This window comes from Nitrosopumilus sp. K4, from assembly GCF_018128925.1.
GTDB lineage: Archaea > Thermoproteota > Nitrososphaeria > Nitrososphaerales > Nitrosopumilaceae > HKST03.
Window position 1 is genome coordinate 162,566 of record NZ_CP067007.1, and the last position, 22,171, is coordinate 184,736.

General features: G+C 37.0%; 21 protein-coding genes and 1 tRNA gene. 13 read left to right on the forward strand and 9 right to left on the reverse strand.

Going from position 1 to position 22,171, the window contains the following annotated elements; translation table 11 throughout:
* Nucleotides 1-143: 143 nt before the first annotated feature.
* A complete protein-coding gene (locus tag NsoK4_RS00900) occupies nt 144-557 on the reverse strand; it encodes a hypothetical protein (protein ID WP_211687535.1) in 414 nt (137 codons plus the stop codon).
* A gap of 110 nt (nt 558-667) precedes the next feature.
* Between NsoK4_RS00900 and NsoK4_RS00905 the strand changes: the two genes are divergently transcribed.
* Nucleotides 668-1,531 (forward strand): prohibitin family protein, encoded by an 864-nt coding sequence (locus tag NsoK4_RS00905; protein WP_211687536.1) that lies wholly within the window; start codon nt 668-670, stop codon nt 1,529-1,531.
* An 8-nt stretch (nt 1,532-1,539) separates the two neighbouring features.
* On the opposite strand, the gene NsoK4_RS00910 is transcribed toward NsoK4_RS00905, so the two are convergent.
* Nucleotides 1,540-1,839 carry a hypothetical protein gene (locus NsoK4_RS00910; RefSeq protein ID WP_211687537.1) on the reverse strand — a complete coding sequence of 100 codons (300 nt, stop codon included), beginning with the start codon at nt 1,837-1,839 and terminating at the stop codon, nt 1,540-1,542.
* A 116-nt stretch (nt 1,840-1,955) separates the two neighbouring features.
* Here NsoK4_RS00910 and NsoK4_RS00915 point away from each other — a divergent pair, with 116 nt between their 5' ends.
* From NsoK4_RS00915 to NsoK4_RS00925, 3 genes are read left to right on the forward strand one after another with little or no spacing between them, the layout of a single operon-like run.
* Complete coding sequence (locus NsoK4_RS00915; RefSeq protein WP_211687538.1) at nt 1,956-2,375, forward strand: EVE domain-containing protein; 420 nt, start codon at nt 1,956-1,958, stop codon at nt 2,373-2,375.
* 49 nt (nt 2,376-2,424) lie between these two features.
* A complete protein-coding gene (locus tag NsoK4_RS00920; RefSeq protein WP_014963852.1) occupies nt 2,425-2,664 on the forward strand; it encodes an Lrp/AsnC ligand binding domain-containing protein in 240 nt (79 codons plus the stop codon).
* A 20-nt stretch (nt 2,665-2,684) separates the two neighbouring features.
* Complete coding sequence (locus NsoK4_RS00925; RefSeq protein WP_211687539.1) at nt 2,685-3,251, forward strand: hypothetical protein; 567 nt, start codon at nt 2,685-2,687, stop codon at nt 3,249-3,251.
* A gap of 2 nt (nt 3,252-3,253) precedes the next feature.
* Here NsoK4_RS00925 and NsoK4_RS00930 read toward each other — a convergent pair whose 3' ends face one another.
* Nucleotides 3,254-3,886, reverse strand: coding sequence for a hypothetical protein (locus tag NsoK4_RS00930; protein WP_211687540.1), 633 nt, complete (start codon nt 3,884-3,886; stop codon nt 3,254-3,256).
* A gap of 152 nt (nt 3,887-4,038) precedes the next feature.
* On the opposite strand from NsoK4_RS00930, the gene NsoK4_RS00935 reads away from it, so the two are divergent.
* Complete coding sequence (locus tag NsoK4_RS00935; RefSeq protein ID WP_211687541.1) at nt 4,039-6,306, forward strand: aconitate hydratase; 2,268 nt, start codon at nt 4,039-4,041, stop codon at nt 6,304-6,306.
* A 10-nt stretch (nt 6,307-6,316) separates the two neighbouring features.
* Here NsoK4_RS00935 and NsoK4_RS00940 read toward each other — a convergent pair.
* Nucleotides 6,317-6,471, reverse strand: a tRNA-Trp gene (locus tag NsoK4_RS00940).
* An 86-nt stretch (nt 6,472-6,557) separates the two neighbouring features.
* Between NsoK4_RS00940 and NsoK4_RS00945 the strand changes: the two genes are divergently transcribed.
* From NsoK4_RS00945 to pdxT, 3 genes are read left to right on the forward strand one after another with little or no spacing between them, the layout of a single operon-like run.
* Nucleotides 6,558-7,091, forward strand: coding sequence for a hypothetical protein (locus NsoK4_RS00945; RefSeq protein ID WP_211687542.1), 534 nt, complete (start codon nt 6,558-6,560; stop codon nt 7,089-7,091).
* A 31-nt stretch (nt 7,092-7,122) separates the two neighbouring features.
* Nucleotides 7,123-8,091 (forward strand): pyridoxal 5'-phosphate synthase lyase subunit PdxS, encoded by a 969-nt coding sequence (pdxS, locus tag NsoK4_RS00950; protein WP_211687543.1) that lies wholly within the window; start codon nt 7,123-7,125, stop codon nt 8,089-8,091.
* A complete protein-coding gene (gene pdxT, locus NsoK4_RS00955) occupies nt 8,088-8,705 on the forward strand; it encodes a pyridoxal 5'-phosphate synthase glutaminase subunit PdxT (RefSeq protein WP_211687544.1) in 618 nt (205 codons plus the stop codon). Before pdxS ends, pdxT begins: the two co-directional genes overlap by 4 nt.
* A gap of 6 nt (nt 8,706-8,711) precedes the next feature.
* Here pdxT and NsoK4_RS00960 read toward each other — a convergent pair whose 3' ends face one another.
* Nucleotides 8,712-9,398: a hypothetical protein gene (locus NsoK4_RS00960; protein WP_211687545.1), complete on the reverse strand. Its 687-nt coding sequence runs from the start codon at nt 9,396-9,398 to the stop codon at nt 8,712-8,714.
* A 71-nt stretch (nt 9,399-9,469) separates the two neighbouring features.
* On the opposite strand from NsoK4_RS00960, the gene NsoK4_RS00965 reads away from it, so the two are divergent.
* The 4 genes from NsoK4_RS00965 (at nt 9,470) to NsoK4_RS00980 (ending at nt 16,404) form a co-directional block, all read left to right on the forward strand.
* Entirely contained in the window at nt 9,470-9,862 is a 393-nt protein-coding gene (locus NsoK4_RS00965; RefSeq protein WP_211687546.1) for a 2-isopropylmalate synthase, read from the forward strand.
* A gap of 50 nt (nt 9,863-9,912) precedes the next feature.
* Nucleotides 9,913-10,209: a hypothetical protein gene (locus tag NsoK4_RS00970; RefSeq protein WP_211687547.1), complete on the forward strand. Its 297-nt coding sequence runs from the start codon at nt 9,913-9,915 to the stop codon at nt 10,207-10,209.
* Between the two features lie 38 nt (nt 10,210-10,247).
* Nucleotides 10,248-15,302, forward strand: a complete 5,055-nt coding sequence (locus tag NsoK4_RS00975) for a hypothetical protein (protein ID WP_211687548.1) — start codon at nt 10,248-10,250, stop codon at nt 15,300-15,302.
* A 67-nt stretch (nt 15,303-15,369) separates the two neighbouring features.
* A complete protein-coding gene (locus NsoK4_RS00980; RefSeq protein WP_211687549.1) occupies nt 15,370-16,404 on the forward strand; it encodes a hypothetical protein in 1,035 nt (344 codons plus the stop codon).
* Between the two features lie 37 nt (nt 16,405-16,441).
* Here the strand turns inward: NsoK4_RS00980 and NsoK4_RS00985 are convergent, their stop codons facing one another.
* The 3 genes from NsoK4_RS00985 to NsoK4_RS00995 all read right to left on the reverse strand — a co-directional run bounded on the left by NsoK4_RS00985 (nt 16,442) and on the right by NsoK4_RS00995 (nt 19,923).
* Nucleotides 16,442-18,760 carry a valine--tRNA ligase gene (locus tag NsoK4_RS00985; RefSeq protein WP_211687550.1) on the reverse strand — a complete coding sequence of 773 codons (2,319 nt, stop codon included), beginning with the start codon at nt 18,758-18,760 and terminating at the stop codon, nt 16,442-16,444.
* Nucleotides 18,761-18,767: 7 nt separating this feature from the next.
* The gene (locus tag NsoK4_RS00990) at nt 18,768-19,583 is read right to left on the reverse strand and encodes a 6-carboxytetrahydropterin synthase (protein ID WP_211687551.1); all 816 of its coding nucleotides are present in this window, start codon (nt 19,581-19,583) and stop codon (nt 18,768-18,770) included.
* Nucleotides 19,584-19,644: 61 nt separating this feature from the next.
* A complete protein-coding gene (locus tag NsoK4_RS00995) occupies nt 19,645-19,923 on the reverse strand; it encodes a 4a-hydroxytetrahydrobiopterin dehydratase (protein ID WP_211687552.1) in 279 nt (92 codons plus the stop codon).
* Between the two features lie 59 nt (nt 19,924-19,982).
* Here NsoK4_RS00995 and NsoK4_RS01000 point away from each other — a divergent pair, with 59 nt between their 5' ends.
* Nucleotides 19,983-20,738 carry an asparagine synthase C-terminal domain-containing protein gene (locus NsoK4_RS01000; protein WP_211687553.1) on the forward strand — a complete coding sequence of 252 codons (756 nt, stop codon included), beginning with the start codon at nt 19,983-19,985 and terminating at the stop codon, nt 20,736-20,738.
* Here the strand turns inward: NsoK4_RS01000 and purB are convergent.
* Nucleotides 20,731-22,092, reverse strand: coding sequence for an adenylosuccinate lyase (gene purB, locus NsoK4_RS01005; RefSeq protein ID WP_211688766.1), 1,362 nt, complete (start codon nt 22,090-22,092; stop codon nt 20,731-20,733). The genes NsoK4_RS01000 and purB overlap by 8 nt on opposite strands.
* Between the last annotated feature and the right edge of the window lie 79 nt (nt 22,093-22,171).

Genomic DNA, 22,171 nt, shown 5'->3' on the forward strand with positions numbered 1-22,171 from the left:
AAAGAACCCAAGGAGGTTTTGGCTAAATACCAATGATCTTGCGCGAGTCAGAACCGGGGAACATATCTAACTCACAAGATTCTTCGTACGCGATACCTTCTTTTTTCCAATATGGATACAATTTTTTATTGATTTTTGTTATTCTATGAAAAATATTCTTTGAATCCGTTATCTGTTAGATACAATTCTATTTTTGGACCGAATAATCCTTGCTTGTGGACTACTTTCATGAGTCCCTTTTTTTCTAAATCTTCCAAAATTGAATCCAAATCTTTTCCATTCAACCCTGTGTTTTTTTGAATGCCATCAAACGTTTTGTTCCCCAAGTTGAGCTCTCTTAGAACCATCTTGTCTTTTGATAAGTTTTTTTGATCTTTAATTTCTGGTTTGTATTCCATTTGTGGTCTTTTGTATGGGTCAAAATTGGATTCAAACTCTCTTTTTTGTGATGAATTGTTCTGCATTTTTCTTTTTGCAATTAAACGAGGGATAATTCGAGATAATGGAATAGCTAAAAAGATTATCAAATAAATCCATGAAAAATTAGGTTCTACCATAAAATAACATCTCAAATACGTGATAAATCTGTTAACTAAAAAGTAATTCTAGTGACTAATTGTTTTATTTTTACAATGGTATAATAGTGATAAGGGATAACCATGTGTAATTGTCAAAATATCAATCCCCTCAAATTAGTGTTAACATGAATGCAGCAAAAGCACTTGTAATAGGAATTATGATTTTAATTGTAATTGGAGTGGTGGCTTTTGCTTCAGTAAAGATAGTTGATGCAGGACACAGAGGAGTTCTTTTGCACTGGAATGCAGTGGATCTTACTCAACCTCCCCTTGATGAAGGATTGCATTTTGTAGTTCCCTTTCAAGATGAAGTGGTTGACATTGAAGTTCGTACTCTCAAATATGCAAGTGATGCTCGCAGTGCATCAAGAGATTTGCAGACAGTTGAGACAACAGTTACAGTCAACTATCATCCCGATAAAGAAAGAGTACACACACTCTACAAGAATTTAGGACTGGATTATGAAAGCAGAGTAATTCAGCCTGCAATTGAGGAGACAGTAAAACAAGTCACTGCAAAGTACAATGCTGAGGAATTAATTACAAAAAGGCCTCTTGTCAAACAAGATATTGAAGTTGCAATCACAGAAAGATTAGACCGATTTAATGTGGTAACAGAAGTTATCTCAATTACTGATTTTGAATTCTCACCGTTATTTGCTCAAGCCATCGAGTCCAAAGTAGAGGCAGAGCAAAACGCACTTCGAGCCGAGAATGATTTGAGACGAATTGAAGTTGAAGCAAAACAAAGAGAGGCAAATGCAATTGGTCTAGCAAATGCAAACATTGCTGAAGCCAAGGGTGAGGCTGAAGCAATAGCAATTATCAACAATGCTTTGGCAGAGAATCCGAATTATCTTGAATGGTTAAAGACACAAGCATGGGATGGTAAATTGCCACTAGTAGTGGGCGAAGGTGGCACACCTTTCATTCAGATACCTGTATCTCCATAGTCTTTCAGTTAATCATCTTTGTGCTTTGAGTCTCTGATTGCATCAAACATTACAAGAAATTGCTCTGGTTCATTTTGTCTATAGCTCTTTTCTAATGTCTGGACTTCCTTGTGTGTTATGTCCTCGCCTTTGCTTTTGTAATATTCTCTTATGATTTGAGATGGAGTTTTTTTGATATTGTATTTTTGCAGTGTTTGATTCACTGCTCTTTTACACATAAAATCAAAAATCAAAAATCTATAAGCAAAATATCCTGTCAGTCCAATAATTGCAACAATGATTATTGGAATAATAATTGGTGACGCCATGATGTTGTTACTTTGTTTTTGTATTTCATTGTTTTTCTTCAGTCCTTCCTAACTGCTTGTCTTATCTAATCTGAAGATTCTTAAAAACATAAAACATCCATGCACAAATCAAATTCATGGTAAATTACTGGCTTGCAAAACAAGAGCCATCAGGACCAAGAGGCTATCCATTTGAACAGCTAAAAAAAGACAAGAAAACTGTCTGGGATGGAGTCCACAATAACTTGGCACTAAAGCACATAAACAACATGAAAAAAGGCGATCTCTGCATATTCTATCATACTGGAACTGAGCGCCAGGCAGTAGGAATTATGGAAATTATTACAAATCCATACCCAAATCCAAAGGAAGAAAACAAGCGATTTGTTGTGGTTGATGTAAAATACAAAAAGCCACTCAAAAGGCCTGTCACACTAGATGAGATGAAAAAGGAAAAAAAATTCAAAGACTGGGAACTATTACGCATATCAAGACTATCTGTAATGCCTGTTCCCAAACCAATTTGGGATGAAATACTAAAGAAATCTCAGAACTGATTATCGCAATAATCGCTTTATTGATATAGTCGAATTGTTGATTAAATTCATGGCAACAGCTTATGTTTTAATAAACTGTGAACTAGGTTCCGAAGAAGCTATTATTCAGCAACTAAAGGGCCTAGAAGGTGTAAAAGAAGTACATGGTACTTTTGGCGCATATGATATCTTGGCCAAGATTGAATCTGATACTGTAGAAAAACTCAGAGAAACCATCACATGGAAGATCAGAAAGATTGAGAAGATTCGATCAACACTAACCCTAATGGGTATAGAAGGCCAGACATAAACACCTCTTTTTATTATATTATGATTCTGCATTTTATTTTTGTAATTAAAGAAGAAGAACGTCAAAAACGTCAACCAGAATATGAATATGTCAAAAAGATGGCACAGTTTTTCAAAGTGTGGATTAAAGAAAAGTTTGGCAAAGACTTTGAAATTCAATGTGATGAATTAATTACTAAACCCAGAAGATTATTTGAAAAACTAGACACACACACTTTACTTCGAGACCATGATCAAAGAGGAAAAGACATCTATCATTTCTATTTGAGTCATTTTCGTCCACTGTGGACTGATTGTACATGTGAAGGATATTATGCAGAAAACTTTGGAATGGTTTACTGGAAGCCTCCTCCAGATCCACATGATACATTGTACTTGGCAGAAAAAAATTGTACAACAGTTTCACATGAACTGTCACACGAAATTCTACGTTCTATGGGATACAAAAAACACAAAGATGACATTCATGAAATTTGGACAAAGCACTTCTATGACCAACTTCACTTTGAACAGTACGGAGAAGATTTCAAACCTACTGAAGAAAAACCAATGTTTCTAACCTTGGATACTAGTACTCTGAAAATTTAGTCTTAACACTTTGTAACTGAATAGATGTTGTTCTCAAAATTTGCCGTCTTGAAATCTAATTTGTTTTCAGGATCGTTTGTTCTTGATTTGCTCAGGTTTTCTAGTTCTACCAAAGCATCTCCTCTAAATCCAACTGATGAGCCATAGATTGCATCAGTTAGCATTGTTCCGTGATCACCTTTTTTGATGTCATCTACCATGTCATAAAATCTGGCAGTTTCTTTTTTGTTAACAGGGTTTCCAGTTGCTTTGTTATATGCAACTGCAATGTACATTCCATTGTTTTTTACAGCAACTGGGATTTTGTGGTTTTTACCCGTAGCGCCTGGAATTGTCTCATTTACTAGGACTTCGCATTTGTGATACATACTAGAAACATATGCAAAGAATCTGTATTGTGCATACTTTCCTGCTTTGTCTTCTTCACATTCAACGAAGACCTTATGAAGTAATTCTAAAGCCTCATCATTCATACTTTGAAGTCTGTCGTCAATTCTTCCTCTCTCAAGTAAGTCTGACTTGCATTCTTTTGCAACTAATTCCAAGATAAAATCAGGTAGATTGTAATTTTTTAATGCAGCAACAAATGCACCTGCTTGTGACATACCAAATTTTGGAAATCCTTTATTCACCATATCGATACCTACCTAGAATTTGCTGCTCCCCAACGATCAATTATAAAGCTAGTTTTCGCTTATAATTGTTAAGGAGTTTTTCACTAATTTTGCATCTTTTTTGTCTATTTGGAATTGATAATATTAAATTCCCGTAAAAATAACCAAGTAATGTGCAAATAGAAACTACTCCTGAAATGGTTTCAAAAGTTTATGATAAAATTCGAGAAAACTCTGCAAACTATAGAAAAGTTGTAGGGAGACCCCTTACATTAACTGAAAAGATTCTATCTGGCCACTTTGATAAACCCGCCGAAAAGAATTTTGATGATGGAAAAAATTATGTTTTCTTAAGACCTGACAGGGTTGCACTCCAAGATGTAACTGGTCAAATGGTAATGCTACAGTTTATGCAAGCAGGATTAGACCAAGCAACGTTGCCGACAACAGTTCATTGTGATCACCTGATTAGAGCAAAAGTAGAAGGAGAAACTGACATGAAAGTTTCCTTGGATGAAAATAGTGAAGTCTTCAAGTTTTTACAATCAGCTGCTGCAAAATACGGGTGTGGTTTTTGGAAACCCGGTGCAGGAATTATCCACCAGGTTGTTTTAGAAAACTATGCGTTTCCTGGCGGGCTGATGATTGGAACTGACTCTCATACTCCAAATGCTGGAGGTCTGGGAATGATTGCAGTAGGTGTTGGTGGTTTAGATGCTGCTGAAACTATGGCAGGAATGCCTTGGGAGCTTTTGTATCCAAAACGAATAGGTGTTAAGTTAACTGGCCATCTTAACGGATGGACTGCACCAAAAGATATCATCCTCAAAGTTGCAGAACAGCTCACAGTTTCAGGCGGAACAAATTCAATTGTAGAATACTTTGGACCTGGAACAGAATCTATCAGCTGTACAGGAAAGGCAACTATTACAAATATGGGAGCTGAAATTGGTGCAACATGTTCAATATTCCCATATGATAAAAGAATGGAAACCTACCTCAAGTATACCGACCGAGAAAAAATTGCAGAGTTGGCAAATCAAAACAAAGAACTGTTAGTTGCAGATCCTGAAGTGGAACAAAACCCAGAACAGTTTTTTGATAAAATTATTGAAATAGATCTCTCAACACTAGAGCCTCACATTGTAGGTCCACACACTCCGGATCTTGCAAGATCAATTTCTGATTTGGGAAAAGATGTCCAAACAAATGACTACATTGATCCAATATCTGTTGCATTGATTGGAAGTTGCACAAACTCATCATACGAAGATATGTCAAGAGCTGCAAGTTTAGCAGAGCAAGCAAAAACCAAAGGCATCAAAGCAAAAATCCCATTGCTTGTAACTCCCGGCTCTGAACAAATTAGAGGAACAATAGAACGAGACGGACAAATGGATTCACTCATAGATATTGGAGCTACGGTACTGGCAAACGCATGCGGTCCATGTATTGGACAATGGTCAAGACCTGAACTTGACAATGATGATAAAAACACAATTGTTACGACCTTCAATCGAAATTTCCCTGGACGAAACGATGGACACAGAAACACTTTGAACTTTATTGGCAGTCCTGAAATGATTATTGCACTTGCATTAGGTGGCCGTTTATCATTTAACCCACTAAAAGATGAACTAACTGCAGCAGATGGCTCCAAGTTCAAACTAGAGCCACCAAAACCTGCACCAGAAGTTCCATCAGAGGGATTCATGAGGCCAGAGGGAATCTATGTTGCACCTCCAGCAAACCCTGAAGGCTTGGACGTAATCATTGATCCTAACAGCAAACGCCTGCAACGCTTAGAACCATTTGCAAAATGGGATGGGAATGACTTTGAAAACATTCCAATCATGGTAAAAGCAAAGGGCAAATGTACTACTGATCATATTTCTCCTGCAGGAGCATGGCTTTCTCTTCGTGGACATCTTGATAACCTAAGTGACAACATGTTACTTGGTGCAGTAAATGCATTCAATGACGAAGTAGGAAAAGGAAAGAACGTACTAAATGGTGAAACTGATTCATTTGCAAAAATTGCAAGACAATACAAGGAAAAAGGAATGCGTTGGGTCATAATTGGCGATAATAATTACGGTGAGGGCAGCAGCAGAGAACATGCAGCTATGACCCCAAGACATTTGGGCTGTGCAGCAGTAATTACAAAAAGTTTTGCAAGAATTCATGAAACTAACCTCAAAAAGCAGGGAATCTTGGCATTGACCTTTTCAAATCCAGATGATTATGAAAAAATCCAAGAAGATGATAGAATCAGTATTGTTGGACTGGATGAACTGGCACCAGACAAACAAGTAAAATGCATCCTGACTCACAGTGATAATTCCACTGATGAAATCATGCTAAATCACTCTTACAACAAACAGCAGATAGAGTGGTTTAGGGCAGGATCAGCTCTTAACGTTTTACGAAACAAAAATTAATTTTTTAACGTGGGGCCGACCGGAATCGAACCGGCGACCTACGGGTCACTACAGCTCCAAACTTACATCATCCGTTAGTCAGTTTAGCTTAGTTTAACCTCTGGAGCCCTTAGCGGTGATCTTTTTCGTAGACACTGTCGCCCTACCAGGCTAGGCTACGACCCCACGAACAACAATGAAATGGACTTGAATTTTAAGTTATAACCAAGATTTATTTGCGAACTGCATGATCCTTTCTCTAAAGACACATCATGGTAAAACCAATTGTTTTAGCTATAGGAGCAATTCCAGCAATTATTGCAATCTTGATTGCAGTCCCTCTGGTTACAAAGCCTGACATTCCGTTTTCGGCTTCAACTCCCAATGATGTACTGGATATTGAATACACAAAACATCAACTCAAAAAAGTTTCCCGCGGTGTTACAGACAGACTTGTTTCAGAAAAAACCGAAATCCTTGAAATAAAAAATAACGGAGAGATGCTCTATACCTTAACTGAAGCGGGATATCCAAACCCCAGCATAAAATCTAAGTTGAATGAGGATACTCACAAAAAAATCAAAGCACTAATCAAGGAGACCGGGTTTATGGCAATACCTTCTGAATCATTTCCAATTTTAGAAAACGTAACTGAATACCAAAAATCTAATGTCAAAATCATTCTAAATAACCAAGTAACTCAAATTCATTGGCCAGAACAAAATGCAACTGAGAAATTTGTTCCTCCAATAATCACAATGATTGAATTGGAACTTGACAAAATCATGGACCAAGTTAGTGAATAGGTACAAATAGCCTCGAGTGACTCTTAAAATTATGCTTCCATTATCTGGCGAACGCAAAGATGCAAAGGGCATATTATCTGAAAAAACAGACGCACAAGATATCCTAAAAGGAACATCTACCCTAAAGCGCGGATTTGCTCACATGCTAAAAAACGGCGTAGTGATGGATGTTACAAATGTCGAGCAAGCACAAATTGCAGAAGAAGCAGGTGCAGTATCTGTTATGGTTTTAGACAAACTACCTTCTGATGTCAGAAAGGCAGGTGGTGTTGCAAGAACTGCAAGTATTAGGATTATTGAAGAAATTATGAATTCAGTTACAATTCCTGTAATGGCAAAATGTAGAATTGGTCATGTCTATGAAGCCAAGGTGTTAGAAGAAACAAATGTTGACATGATTGACGAATCTGAAGTTTTAACTCCTGCAGATGAGACACATCACATTTGGAAATGGGATTTTACAACTCCTTACGTTAACGGCGCACGTTCTTTGGCAGAAGCATTAAGAAGAATTGAAGAAGGTGCTGCAATGATTAGGACAAAAGGCGAACCTGGAACGGGAAATGTTGCAGAAGCTGTTACTCATATTAAAAAAGTAAATGATGAATTACGAGCAATCAAATCAATTTACGACTCTGGTGATAATCAGGATTTGGTACGAATGGCAAGAGAATTCAAAGTATCTTATGATATTGTAGAGCAAACTGCAAAGCTTGGAAGGCTACCTGTTGTAAATTTTGCAGCAGGTGGGATTGCAACTCCTGCAGATGCTGCATATCTCATGTCATTGGGTTGTGATGGAATCTTTGTTGGATCTGGAATTTTCAATGCAGATGATGCAAAAGAAAGAGCAAGATCAATAGTATTGGCAACTACTTTCTGGAATGAGCCAGAAAAAGTCAAAGAGGCTCAAAAGATGATTGATGAAAGGCAATCAATGTTAGGATTGGATGTCAAGACACTAGAGCTTAGAATGCAAGAGCGTGGTAGTTCAGCATGAGCCTAAATGTTGGAATTTTAGCAATACAAGGAGATGTTCAAGAAAACATCGATTCTACAGAATCTGCACTAAAAGAATTAGGAATTGATGGAACTGTAAAAAATGTCAAAACTCCTGAAGAGATCTCTCAAGTCGATGGTCTGATCATTCCTGGCGGTGAGAGCACGACTATTGGACAACTGTCTCTAGTTAATAGTTCACTTAAGACAATTAAAGAAAAGATTGATGCTGGAATGCCCGTGCTGGGTATTTGTGCTGGAATGATCATGCTATCAAAGACTGCCGATGACCGTGTAGTTGGCAAGACGAATCAACCTCTCTTAGAATATCTTGACATTACATTGGAAAGAAACTCTTTTGGCAGACAGCATGATTCTTTTGAGGCAAACATCTCAATGGATCCAATTAACATTCCAAAGTATAATGCAGTATTCATTCGAGCCCCATCAGTTTCTGCTACTGGCTCTGATGTGGAAGTACTATCAAAGTTTAATGAAAAAATTGTTGCAGTAAAGAAAGGAAATGTCATTGGAACATCATTTCATCCCGAATTAACAGAAGATACATCCCTGCACAAGTATTTCCTAAAGCTAGTCCAGTCTTCTAAAAACTAGATTGTATTAGAAAAGATACTTTACTGCAAAAAATGAAAAAGTTCCCAAAACCACTCCGATCGATAATAGTTTTAGAATAATTTCTTTTTTCTTAATATCGTTTGCATTTCCATTTGTTTGTTTTAGAATTTTGTATGGTCTGCTGTTTATAATTAGAACATATGTTACCAGTGCTGTAATTGCTGAAATCATTATTGTTTCAAAAGAAATAGAGTTTGATTGGATTGCTGATCCCGCAAATACGGGCAAAACTCCCCACGAAAAAACTGTGGATTTTTTGTTGTGAAACCTTCCTCCAAATAATTCAAGGTTGTATGCAAAAAGAAAAAACCCTTCAATTATGCCAATTGGAAACAGTAATGGTGAATCTAAGAACGCATAATAGATTCCAATCGTAAATGCAATGCCAAGCGAACCTAAAGCTATTGCCCACAGCTTTCTTTTTGGAAGATTTCCCCAAGGCTTTGTCTTTCCACCAATTGCATCAAGAATATGTGCACTTACTCCCAATGATAAAATGTAAATCAATGATATTGCAATTATTCTTTCAATCTCTAGTGGTTCAGTCATTGCACCAAGTGCTGCAAAGCATGTGACTATTGCAGTGTAAGGAAGATACAACATGCCAATGCCTTTTCTGAATCCTTGTGGCCCAAACTTTGGGACAAACCACTCCGATGTTCTATCTGACAATAAGGTTAGTTAGTGTCCGTCGCTTATATGAAAAATGTTTTAGTTATTTAATAGAAAGGCCTACCCATTGTATGGGAAAATACCAGAAATTCATCAAGGAAGGTATTGCTGAACCTCTTGAGAATATTCCATTTCATAAAAAAGCTCCAATAAAGCGATTATCGATGCTTGAGAAAACAATAATTCCTGAATCTGACACTCACATAGCTGTTCACTTTGTTGATGCATCAAAGAAACTGCCTGAATACAGCCAAATGCACAAACATGATCATGATGAAATTAATCTAATCTTGTCCGAGTCTTCCAAACTAACTTATGATGTTAATCTTGAAAACGAGCATTATGAGGTAAGATCCCCTTCAACAATTTTCATACCGAAGGGATTGCAACATAGCGCACAAGCAGTATCTGGTAAGGGCATCTTTGTATGCATTATCTTATCTTCAAGATATTCTAGTGAATAACATCTGTTCAACTGTTAAATAGCTTTCAAACTCTCTGTAATGTTATCGACATGAAATCAAAAAATCTTCTTTTATTATTGGCAGTTTCTGTAATGTTAGTTTCTTCAGTTTCTATATCCAACTCTTTTGCAAATGTTATTTCTCCAAAAAAACAGTCATCATTGAATTTTTCTCCTCAAGATATTGTATGTAAAGAAGATCTTGTGAAATCTCAGATTGAAACTATTCAAGTTGGTTCAAACAAAGATGTTCCTGCAAATGCATGCAGGACATATGACACAATAATTTTTGCAAAGAATCTTGATAATATTTTCGTTGAAATTCTTGAGGATGTGTTGCTAGACTGAATATTTTTCTAAACTTTGCACTTGTTTTTGCACTTGTAATGACTAGTGTTTTTGCAATCCAAAGTTTTGATTCGATTGAAGCTCAAAGCACATCCAACCTCATTGTGTCTGCTGCAAATTCTGTATCTCAAAACAGATTCTCTGGACCTCAGGTGATTGAGGTTGTAGTCAGAGATACAAACATTGGCGATACTGGAAAAAGTGTAGGTGAGCCTGATGTCACAGTTAATGGTAAGGATCTGAGAATGGTTCAGGCAACTGATGGCAACTGGTATGGATATTTTGCTGACCGAAAACAGGCACAAATTGCAGACAGCACAGTTGGGTTGACTGGAAAAGGACTCGATTTTGGTACATTATGTGCCAGAAATTCCTCTGTTTTGGGGTTTTCAGTATCTGAGAGTGATGGAATTGCAATACCTGTAAGTGGTACTGGAGTTGGTGGCCAAAATGGCATAAATCCACCCAATCAAATATCAAATGACTGTTCACTTTCATCTCCTTACACAAAAAATGCAATTAATGTTGTAAGACAAGCAAAGGCTGTTAATTCTGGATCTGCAAAGTTGGGACAGCTTGGATTGGCATCTCAGGACCTTTGGCCATTTATCCAACTCTATGACTTTTCACAGGGCGGGAACGTAATTGTACAGTACAACAGGGGTGGTGGTCCTCAACAAACAACACTAACATTTGACACAGCTGAAAAATTTGCAAAGTTTGAACTTGACAGATCCTCTTATTCAATTTCATCTGATGTTAATCTAAAGATAACAGATCTTAGCCTAAACATTGACCCTACTGATGAGGATTCATGGTCATTTGGAACTTTAGCGTCAAGCCCTTCTACTTACTATATGCTGTATGAAGACTCTGGAATTGCAGATGCAGATGGTACTATAGGTGCTGTGGATCTTGTACCTTCTCTGACTTCTATGATGTTCAAAGAAAATGCAATTTTGAAGATTAATCCAAATGTTCAGGGACAATCAAACGTAATTACAATTCAAGACAATGATAATTCTGAAACTAATGGTGATGGTGAAGCATCAATTTCATCAATATCTACAAATGGTGGTTCCATTACTGCCGGAAAACAACCAGTAACAATTACTGAAACAGCTCCTAACAGCAGCATCTTTACCACTTATGATAAAAACAACGATTCTGTATTAATTACAACGCCTGATGCTCAAAGAGGGACTTCGGCATCAGTAGAATATAATAAAAAATCTATTACATTGCTAATTGGATTTGGAAAAGCAACATTATCTCTTGATGAAAAATTAAAGGGGACTGAATGGAATTCTGGGGAAGAAATGCCTGTGGTTTTGATAGATTCTGATGCCAATAAAAATAATCTAGAAAAAGAAGATCTTGACTTGTTTAATCCATCATATACTGCAATCCCTGCACTAAGTACTGGTGACCCTTTTACACTTGGTGAGAGTGGAACTGACTCTAAAACAAAAACTACTGCATCGTTTCTTAATGGCTACACTCTTACACCTACCACATCGGGACAATTCACATTATCTGGTGCTGTTTTAGGCTCACCTTCCAGTGTTTTTGTTGAAAAACATAGCGACAGGGCACGCATTGATCCTGCAAAAACTACTGATTCTGATGCACTTGTAATTGACCTTAAAACGGACCTAAAAGAACTTCGTTCTACTATAAACAATCCATTTAGTTCCACAGAAAATTTCAAGGGACTAAACATGTTTAATTTTGATATCCGCTCTCTTGGAAACTTTGATACTGTTGATATTTATCTTCTAGTTACTTCATCTTCTTCTGTTCTTGACTCTTCAGGAAATCCTTCCTCTGGAATAACTGCCATAAAGATTGCATCTGATACCACTATGCAAAATCTGATTAATCTAAATTCAACACAACAAGTTTCTAGTCCGCAGGTACTCCACTCTAATTTGTTTTCCACCTCTTTTTCTGGAGATGAAAAAATTGGTTTGATGTTCTCATATCCTAAAATTACAAACATTGGAACACAAACAAAGCCAATTATTGCAGACTTTTTCTCATATGGTCTAAGAAATGATGGACTGGAAAAATCTGATAGGATAGCAAATCAAATCATCCGTGTAGAAATGGAAGAGCTGTCAAAAGACTCTGGAAAGTTTAGAGGAAGTTTGGAATACATTATGCTAAATCAACTAAACATCTTTGATTCAAAAACCTATGAATCAATAGTGCCAATTGACGATGAACCTGTATTTTTAGTAATTAATGAACAAAAAGATAGTGGTGCCCCACGTATTAACTACAATGACTTGGGCTCTGATGGGGTGTTTACAACAATATCTGATCAACAAGACGTTTTGTCTCACATGGGATTGGCCATACTATCAGTAAAAACATTCAAGCCAGGTGATACCGTTGGTGTAAAACTAATTGATAAGGATCTAAACACCAACTCTGATCTTGTAGATGTCTATACTGTTGTGGATCCTACAAAACATCCAAATGATCCCGCAGCAGATACTGTGGGTTTACCAAATCTTGGGCTTAGAGACAATCAACCGTTTGGAAGATTACTTGAGATTACATTTGATGATGAGCGATGGTTAAAATCAAACATCTCATACAAAGGCAAATCTTGTCCATCAATCACAGGAAATGATGGTTTAGCATCCACTGGATTTACTCTAGTTGAAACAGGACAAAAGACTGGTGAGTTTGTGGGTAGTTTCAAAATTCCATCTCAATATTGCTCACGAAATGATGGTGGTATTGTAAAATCTACTTCTGGAGTGGATATTGGTGCAGTGTACTATGACTTTAGAGGCCAATCAAGTGAGGCAGCAGTAACTAGTACAAGTGCAACCGTTGGTGCGACTAGCGGCATTGTCCAACTAGATAGAACCACATATCCGGTCCCAATCGGTGCAGTTTCTGATTTTTACGAGTCTGGAAAGTCTTCATCAACTAATCCTGATGGTCGTTCAATCTTCCCTTATCATCTTACAGCTGTAACTAAAAACGGTGATCCAAAAGCAATTGATTCTGGAGAACAACTAGGGCCAAAAAACACAATTCTTGTTGTAAGGATTGATGATGCTGACTATAATCTATCACCAAATGGTGAAGACCGTATCTCTCAAAACATTGCTGGAACCACAAATGGACCTGTAAAAATAACTGTAACTCGAAGTACATCAAGTGTTGTTTTGGCAACTGCTGGTGGAGAAACTGCCAATTCTGGAGTAATTACAGTAGGTAAGAATGTAAAAAGTGGAATCACTCGAGAACTAGGTCCAATTACTGAAATATCTCCAAACTCTGGTACTTTCCAATTTAGTTTACCAATTAGATATGTTGATGGACCATCATCTACAAAATGTCCTGCAACATTAGATTCTGGTTTTGCAAAATTAGACAAGTCAAAATCAGGAGTCTTATCAAGGTTTGATGCTGCACCAACTACTGGAAATTATTGCATATTACAAGGTGATATAATTACAGTAGAGTATTCTGATCAAACTGATGCATCTGGTTCATCACGAACTGTAACTGATTCAGCAGCATTTGATCTTAGGATGGGTACTTTGCAATCTGACAAACAATCTTACATCATTGGAAGAGATGCACTGATCACTTTAATTGATCCTGATCTAAATTTTGATTCAAAGAAAGCAGAAACTCATTCACTTGACCTTTTGGAATGGAGATCAGATGATGCACGAGTAACTATGGGTAATTTGGGTGGTCCTGTTACCAATAATGGAAAGATTTTTGATCCTCAACCTGTTGGACTGCGTGAAACAGGTGATTCTACTGGGATATTCCAGACCCTGATAGAGATTCCATCTGAAATAAACAACAAACCTGTAGATAGGGGTGAAACAATCCGAATCACCTATACTGATTGGGGCACTCCTGGTTCTGACTTTGTTGGTAAAAATGATCAAAAATTTGAACTGAAATTCTCTACTTCAAATTTCCAATCGCAAATAACATTAGATAAGAAGGTGTATTCTTGGACAGAAAAAGTCTACATAACAATTGTTGCCCCTGATCACAATTTTGATGACAACAAAATAGATGAGATAGGAAGTAAATCTACTAATGAAATCAAAGTTTCTACCCGTTCAAACAAATTATCTCAATACAAACTTGTAGAAACAGGAACTGATACTGGAATATTTGTTGGTGAAGTTATTCTAACTGGATTCAAACATGATGCTGATGGTGATTCCAGAACTGGTGACATTGATGGAAAGGACACTAATCCAAGAACTGAACCAAAAAGTAACGGTGGTCCAACAAATGGATTCTTGGAATCAAAGAATGATGATGGCCTGACAGTTTCGTTCCAATTTAGTGAAAGAGAGACCACTCTTGGTTCGGCATTGATTAGATGGAATATTGGTTCTGTTGAATGGGAACAAAGTTCTACTTCTGCTAATGGGGATGGAATTGTTCGTGTTATTGATCCTGACATGAACCTGAATCCTGAAACAATTGATACATTTTCAATTGATGTGTGGTCTGACTCTGATCTTGGTGGTATTGATCTTACAGTAACTGAGACTGGTCAGGCAACAGGGATTTTTGAGGCAAGTGTGAAATTCACTGACAACGATCAATCATCCGGTCATCGCTTACGTGTAAGTGAAGGAGATTATGTTACTGCAAAGTATGAAGACAATACACTGCCAAAACCATATACAACTGCAGACGAGCTCAAAATCTCATCTAATACCTTTATTGGAACTGTCGTTGCCCCATTAGAACGTGTACCTATAGGAAATGCTAGGATTGTAGATTCTTTTGGCAATAATATCAGTCAGGTAAAAATTGATCAGCAAATCCAGATTGCATCTGATATTGCAAACAACAATGTTGTGAGTCAACCATTTACTTATCTTGTTCAAATTCAAGATTCTAACAATTCTGTTGTTTCGTTATCTTGGATAACTGGAAGTCTGGAAACTGGACAGACTTTCTCCCCCGCAGTGTCATGGATTCCTACAAGTTCAGGCAAATACACTGCAACAGTCTTTGTGTGGAACAGCTTAACTAAACCAACTGCACTTAGCCCTCCAGTTGAATTTTCAATCAATGTTTCTTAATTGATAATAAAATAAGGTCTTCTAAAACTATGATCCGTTTATTTATGATGTTATGTTAGTACCTCTAATGACAAAAACATCAATTGTTGCATTGTTTACAATTGTCGTTTTGGTAGCAGGAACTCTTGCTGGTCCTATCGCATTTTTACAACCAGCTGATGCTATGAAAAGCAAAGGAAATGACCTTCGTGAAACAGGCTCAAAAAAAGTCTGTGGTGATAGACTGTGTTCTGAAGTACCAAAAATGACAAAATCTGCAGAGAAAAAGAAAGAAGAAGTAAAAAAGGAAAAGAAATCTGTAGAATCTGAAAAAGCAAAGGATGCACCAAAGAAAGATGACAAAGCTGAAACAATGGAGAAAGCAAAAACTGCAATGGCTCAGTCAACTAGACATGCAAGAACAGTTACTGGAAGTATTGTATCTTCAGTAGATCCTGGTGTAGGACATGAATCACATCAATTAGCAATCATTCTTCCACCTAGTGATAAAATCTACCGTGGACAACTAACATACTCTGCAACTGAGAATGTACAACTAGTTGTACTAAATGGACCTCTCAAAGAAGGAATGGACAAAGGACAAGCTATATGGACTCCTGATGGAAAAACTAAATTTGGTTTAACATTTGTAGATAATCAAAACTCTGCAGGCGTATTCCAATTTACAGGAAATGCACTAGCTGTTCACACAAAGAAAACAACTCCCTTTACGGTAACATACTCTGTTTCATACACTGAACATGTAGTAGATAACCAAAAGATTCTTCGTGGAACCACTACCTCAAAACAGGATCCGGGACAAGGACATGAAGCTCACCAACTAGCAGTAATTTTGCCACCACGTGAACAACCATATTCAGGTCACCTGACATATGACGCATCTGAACCAATACAACTAGTATCATTAATTGGTCCTGTTTCTCCAAAACATATGCAAGGACAACCTACATGGTCTCCTGATGGAAAGACTCACTATGCACTAGTGTTTGTAGATCCGAAAAAATCTTCAGGCTCATGGGTGTTCTCTGGCAATGCTTTAGCAATTCATACAATGAATGAAACACCATTCACGGTAAGCTACGCAGTAGTACTTACTGAATAACCTCACTTTTTATTTTTAGAATTTGTGCTAAATGATACTAGTCTGCTAAATTATGCATGGATTTGAGATCTTTTTTGTATGGCTCTAGACTGCTTGGGACCTCAATTGAGATAGGGTCTTTTAGTGACAGATTCTGAGCCTTTTTTTCATTCCATACCTTGGAGTTGAACTCGGTAATCTCTTTTGTGATGCTGCTCAAGTCTTCAGTCTCTTCTTGTGTGACTTGTTTTTGTTTGTGGATGCTTTCTTTAGAGTATAACGTCTTCCACAAGTGTTCTGTGATAAATGGAGTTATTGGAGCCAACAACTTCAGAATTGTTGAAAGCGTCTTGTGCAGCGTAAAGATAGCACCGTCTCTTTCCTCGTCTGAATATCCAATTCCATATGCTCTTGCCTTTACCATCTCGATATAATGAGCTGCAAACAAGTTCCAGGTGAATTCTCTAATTGCAATTGCTGGAACAAAGAAATTGTATTCGTCATATCCCTTCTTGCATTCCTTGACAAGATTGTTTAGTTCTGATAAAATCCACTTGTCAGTAGGGTTTGGACTGCCTGATTCAATTACTGGAAAACTAGATAGAAATCTTGAAACGTTCCACAGTTTACTCAAGAACTTCTTTGTTGATTCTATTTTTTGCTCATTGCATCTAAAGTCATACCCGTGATTGATTTCACTTGCACTCCAAAATCTAAACGTGTCAGCTCCTAGTCTCTCAATTACAGGCAAAGGATCAATTGCATTTCCTTTGCTCTTGCTCATCTTCATTCCCTTCTCGTCAAGACCGTATCCCATAATCCATGCCTCAGACCATGGTTTCTTACCAGTTAGCTGCTCACATCTAAGAAGCGTATAGTATAACCATGTTCTGACAATGTCTTTTGCCTGTGGACGAATTGTTGCAGGATATACCTTGTTGAAAAATTCCTCGTCTTTGTTGTATTTTGTAACAAACAATGGAGATACGCTTGAATCCATCCATGTGTCAAATGTCCTTTCTTCTCCTACAAACTCAGAACATCCACATTTTGTGCATTTTTCCATTGGAGCCTTTTCTGCCCATGGTCTGTAGTATTTTCCAGGCTCAGGAACGTGAGGCTCAGAGCACTCCTTGCAGTACCATATTGGGATTTCAGTACCATAGTATCTCCTCCTAGATATTGGCCAGTCAATACTGATTGATTCAAGCCAGTTCATCAAAATTTGCTTGTGCATTGATGGATAGAATGTGATTTCCTCTCCAAGTTTTCTCATTTTATCAATAGAGTCCTTTTGTTTTAGATAGTACTCTTCCATTGGAATTATCTCAATTGGGTTTTTGCTTCGCTCAGAGACTGGTGTTCTATGAACAATGTCTTCTATTTTTTCAACAAATCCTTTTGCTTCCAAGTCTTCGATAATTTTTGCTCTTGCCTGCTTTGGTTTTAGTCCCGCATATTCTCCTGCAACTTCAGTCATTCTGCCATCTAGTCCAATTGCAACAACTTCTTCCATCTCAAGCTCTCTGAATAATGCAACATCGTTTTGGTCACCATAACTACATACCATTACAGCTCCTGAACCAAACTCTTGTTGAGCCGAGTGGTGTGTTCGTAGCTCTACTTCGTTATTTGTAATTGGAACAATGACTTTTTTCCCAATATGCTCAGTATATCTCTCATCTTCAGGATTTACAATGATTGTTTTGCACGCACACAAAAGTTCTGGTCTTGTACTGGCAATGATGATTTCCTTGTCGGCATCTTTTATCTTAAATTTCATGTAAACAAGTTTTGTTGGCAAGTCCTCGTAAGTAATTTCTGCATCTGCAATAGTAGTTCCTGAAACCCAATCGTAGTTGTTTGGTCTGTTTGCAAGATAGACTTGACCCTTCTTCCACAGTTCAATAAAAGTTGCTTGTGTTAGTGATCTATATTCTTGAGAATCTGTTCTGTAATATTGAGCAAAGTTTCCGCTTATTCCCAGACTTTTCATTATCAAAATCATTTCAGCTTCTAAATCATCAAGTGCTTCTTTGCACAAGTCAAGAAACTCTCCTCTATCTGTTTCGCGCATTCGTATCTTGTGTTTTTTTTCTGTATAGAGTTCTACAGGGAGCCCGTTTCTGTCAATTCCTATAGGGAAGTAGACATTCTTTCCGGCCATTCTTGCAGTGCGTGCAATCATGTCTATTTGTGAGTAGTGTGCTGCTGCGCCGATATGCCACGGTCTTCCTGATGGATATGGTGGAGGCGTGTCTATTGTAAAATTATCATCTTGTGGTGTAAAATCATAAATTTTTTCTTCTTCCCAGTTTTTTAGAATCTGCTTTTCTAACTTTGGGTTCCATGCTTTTTCTGATATTTTTGGGTCCATTTTCTAACTATCTTGAAATATTTGAGATGATGTGAGACCCCTTGTTGTATCCTTCATAAATGTAAACGCCAACTGCTTCTACATTTGAAGGCATTTTCGGGGCTAGCAGCTTGATTATCTCACTTGATAGATTTTCAACTGTAGCTTCACCTTCCAAAAGATAGGTAGTGTTCTTTGGAACTTGCAAATCAAACATTCCTTTAGGTCCCTCAAATGAAATTTGGTAATGTGATTCGTCTTCACTTTTTAGATATTTTCTGTTGATGAAAAATTTGTGATCAAATACATTTACGACTTCTTTGATAATTTTTTTTGCAATTCCAAAATCCAAAAGTAAATTGTCTTTCATCTGTCCTACTAATTCAACCATAACTGATGATGTATGACCATGCAAGATTGAGCATTTTTCCACCAAAGGCAGAATATGTGCATAATCAAATGAGAATGATGCATCTTCTAAAAATATAGAACCTGTTTGTGGTGTCTTGTCATAAAATACAATGTCTTCTAGCTCCTTGATTTGAGATGAGAATTTTGGATGGCCTATTGCCATTACCTTTTGATCAGGCATGTCGTCTTTGATTTCTCTGTATTTTTTGATGTCTTTTTCGTTGTCTATTACCTCAATTAGTCCCTTTTTGGTCTTAAAATCAATTACAACTTCTTTTCCATTCTTTAATGATAATTTGTGATTGTATTCATAATCTTCCTCGAGAAATGTTAGCATCTGTGCTACAGTTAATTCTGTCCTGGTTCTCAACAGGTTTCCTTTTTTGTCTATGTATCTGAAATCTGAATCCAGGACTGTGGGACTTGAAGTCATGTGAAGTCAACTGCCTGGGCTCTGTATATAAATTCTGTAAAAATAATCTGAAATTTTAACATCAAACCAACGAGTTTAGAATCTTGGCAAGGTTGATGTCGTTTTGTGTAATTCCTCCAGCATCGTGAGTTGTAAGGTCGATGACTAGTTTGTTGTATACATTAAACCACTCTGGATGGTGATTCATCTTCTCACATTCAGCAGCTGCCTTTGTCATGAACCCAAATGCCTCATTAAAGTCTGCAAACTGAAATTCTTTGTGCAGTTTTTCATCTTTTATGCTCCATCCTTGTAGATTCTCTAACTCTGCTGACAATTCACCTGATGATAGTTTCATCATGTTTTATTTTATCACGCACTACATTAATAGTTAAAGTAAATCACAGTCAGGAAATACACATGAATGAAACAAGAAAAGATCTACTAGAACACATCAAAGATAGTATTGTTAATGCTGTAACAGAAAAGAAAATTGCAGTAGCATTTTCTGGAGGTGTTGATAGTACTTTGGTTGCAAAAGTTTGCAGTGACTTGGGTTATGATGTTACGCTAGTTACTATTGGTTTTCCAGAATCTCATGATATTTTGTTTGCAAAAGAGGTAAACCAGAAATTAAAATTCAAGCACGAAATACTAGAAATAGAATCCAATTCTTTTGGACAAATTGCCACAAAGATTAATCAAAAAATAAAGACAGAAAATCTCTCGTGGAACGAAAACAGTATTGCGTTTTATTATGTATCAAAACTTGCAAAAAGTTTGAGTCTTGATGTTGTTGTGACTGCAAATGGCATTGATGAGTTGTTTTGTGGATATAACGCGTACAGAGAGGCAATATCAGGTGGAGAATCAAAAGTCCTTGAGGTGATGAATGCAAAGCTTGACAATGAAATCAAAATGATGAAGGCAGTAAATTCTGTCACTGCAGAATTTGGTGTAGTGATTGTTCAACCACTGCTTTCTGAAAAGTTTGTAGAGTTTGCAAAAACAATCCCGATATCAGAGAAGATTCATGACTCTGAAGATCTTTACAGAAAACACATTATTAGAAAACTTGCAAGTGAAGTAGGGGTACCTGAAATATCTTACAACAAAAGGAAAAAGGCGCTACAGTATGGTTCCAAAATTCACAAATCATTACTAAAGACTAGGTGAATTTTTTTACTGTCTTTTGAACTGTATTGTTTACGTTTCTAATTATTGCAGGTGATGCACCTAGGTGTTTTTCTGGTGAAAATATTGCATCGATTTCTTTTTCTGTAAGCTTGGAAGAAAATGCTTTATCATTTTTTATTGCATCGATGTATTGAATTTCTTTGTCTTTTGCCTCAAATGCGACTCTTTGAACGTCTCTGTACGCAACAAATCTTGGAACTCCTTTTTTGATTAATGCCTCCAAGACAAATTCTGCAAAAATCTGACCCTTTGTTATGTAGAGATTCTCAACTATTCTCTTCTCATTGACCATCAAGTTATCTACGATTTTAATCATCGTCTCTAACATCTCATCTACTAAAATTGATGTTGTTGGGATAACAAACCTCTCGTTTGCAGAATTTGAAAGGTCTCGCTCATGCCATAATGGTATGTTTTCAAATGTAATTCCAATCTGACTTCGAAGCATCTTTGAAAATGATGACACTCTTTCGCTTTTGATTGGGTTTCTCTTTACTGGAACAGCACTGCTGCCCATTTGCCCTTTCTTGAACTGTTCTGCCACTTCGGCAATCTCTGTTCTCTGCAAGTTACGAATTTCCACTGCGATTTTTTCTAGAGTTGCTCCGATCAATGCTAACTCAAATACATATTCTGCATATCTTTCTCTGGGTACTACCTGGGTAGTAACTTCTGCTGGATACAACTTTAATCTTTTAGCAACTCTTTTTTGAATTTCAAGGGATTTTGCCCCCATCAGAGAGCCAGTTCCTACAACCCCCATTGTCTTGCAAATTAAAATTCTTTTTTTGATTTCTTCAATTCTTTCAACATGTTTTGCCATTTCTGCTGCCCAGTTTGCAAACTTTAGTCCAAATGATATGATGCTTGCATGCTGACCGTGGGTCCTTCCAACTGCTGGAATTTTTGAGTGTTTTACAGCTCTTTTTGCAAGAATTTTTGCCATCTTTGCAACTTTTGGTTCAATTATTGCAAGTGCGTCTCTCATTTGCATAGAGTTACTCGTATCTACTAGATCATTGCTAGTTAACCCATAATGAATCCAAGGTCTTGCTTCTTTTGGACATTTCTCACTTAATGATTCGACAAGTGCTGCAGTGTCATGATCACTCTTTGCTTCTAATTCCTTAATTCTCTTTGCTGTGATTTTTCCTGAAATTGCTGCTTTGAGAATTTTTCTTCCGACGTTTTTTGGGATTAATCCAATCTCACTTTGTGAAACAGCTGCTGCCCCTTCAATTTCTAACTGATAATCTACTTTTTTTTGTTCACTGAAGATCTCCATCATTTCTTTAGTGCCATAACGACCACTGTCTATGGGTAAAATTGCCAACATTTTTTTCAATTAAACATCGAAAATAAATCTACTTCTTTTGTCTGGTCATGTTTGAGAATAGGATACGATCTAGTTT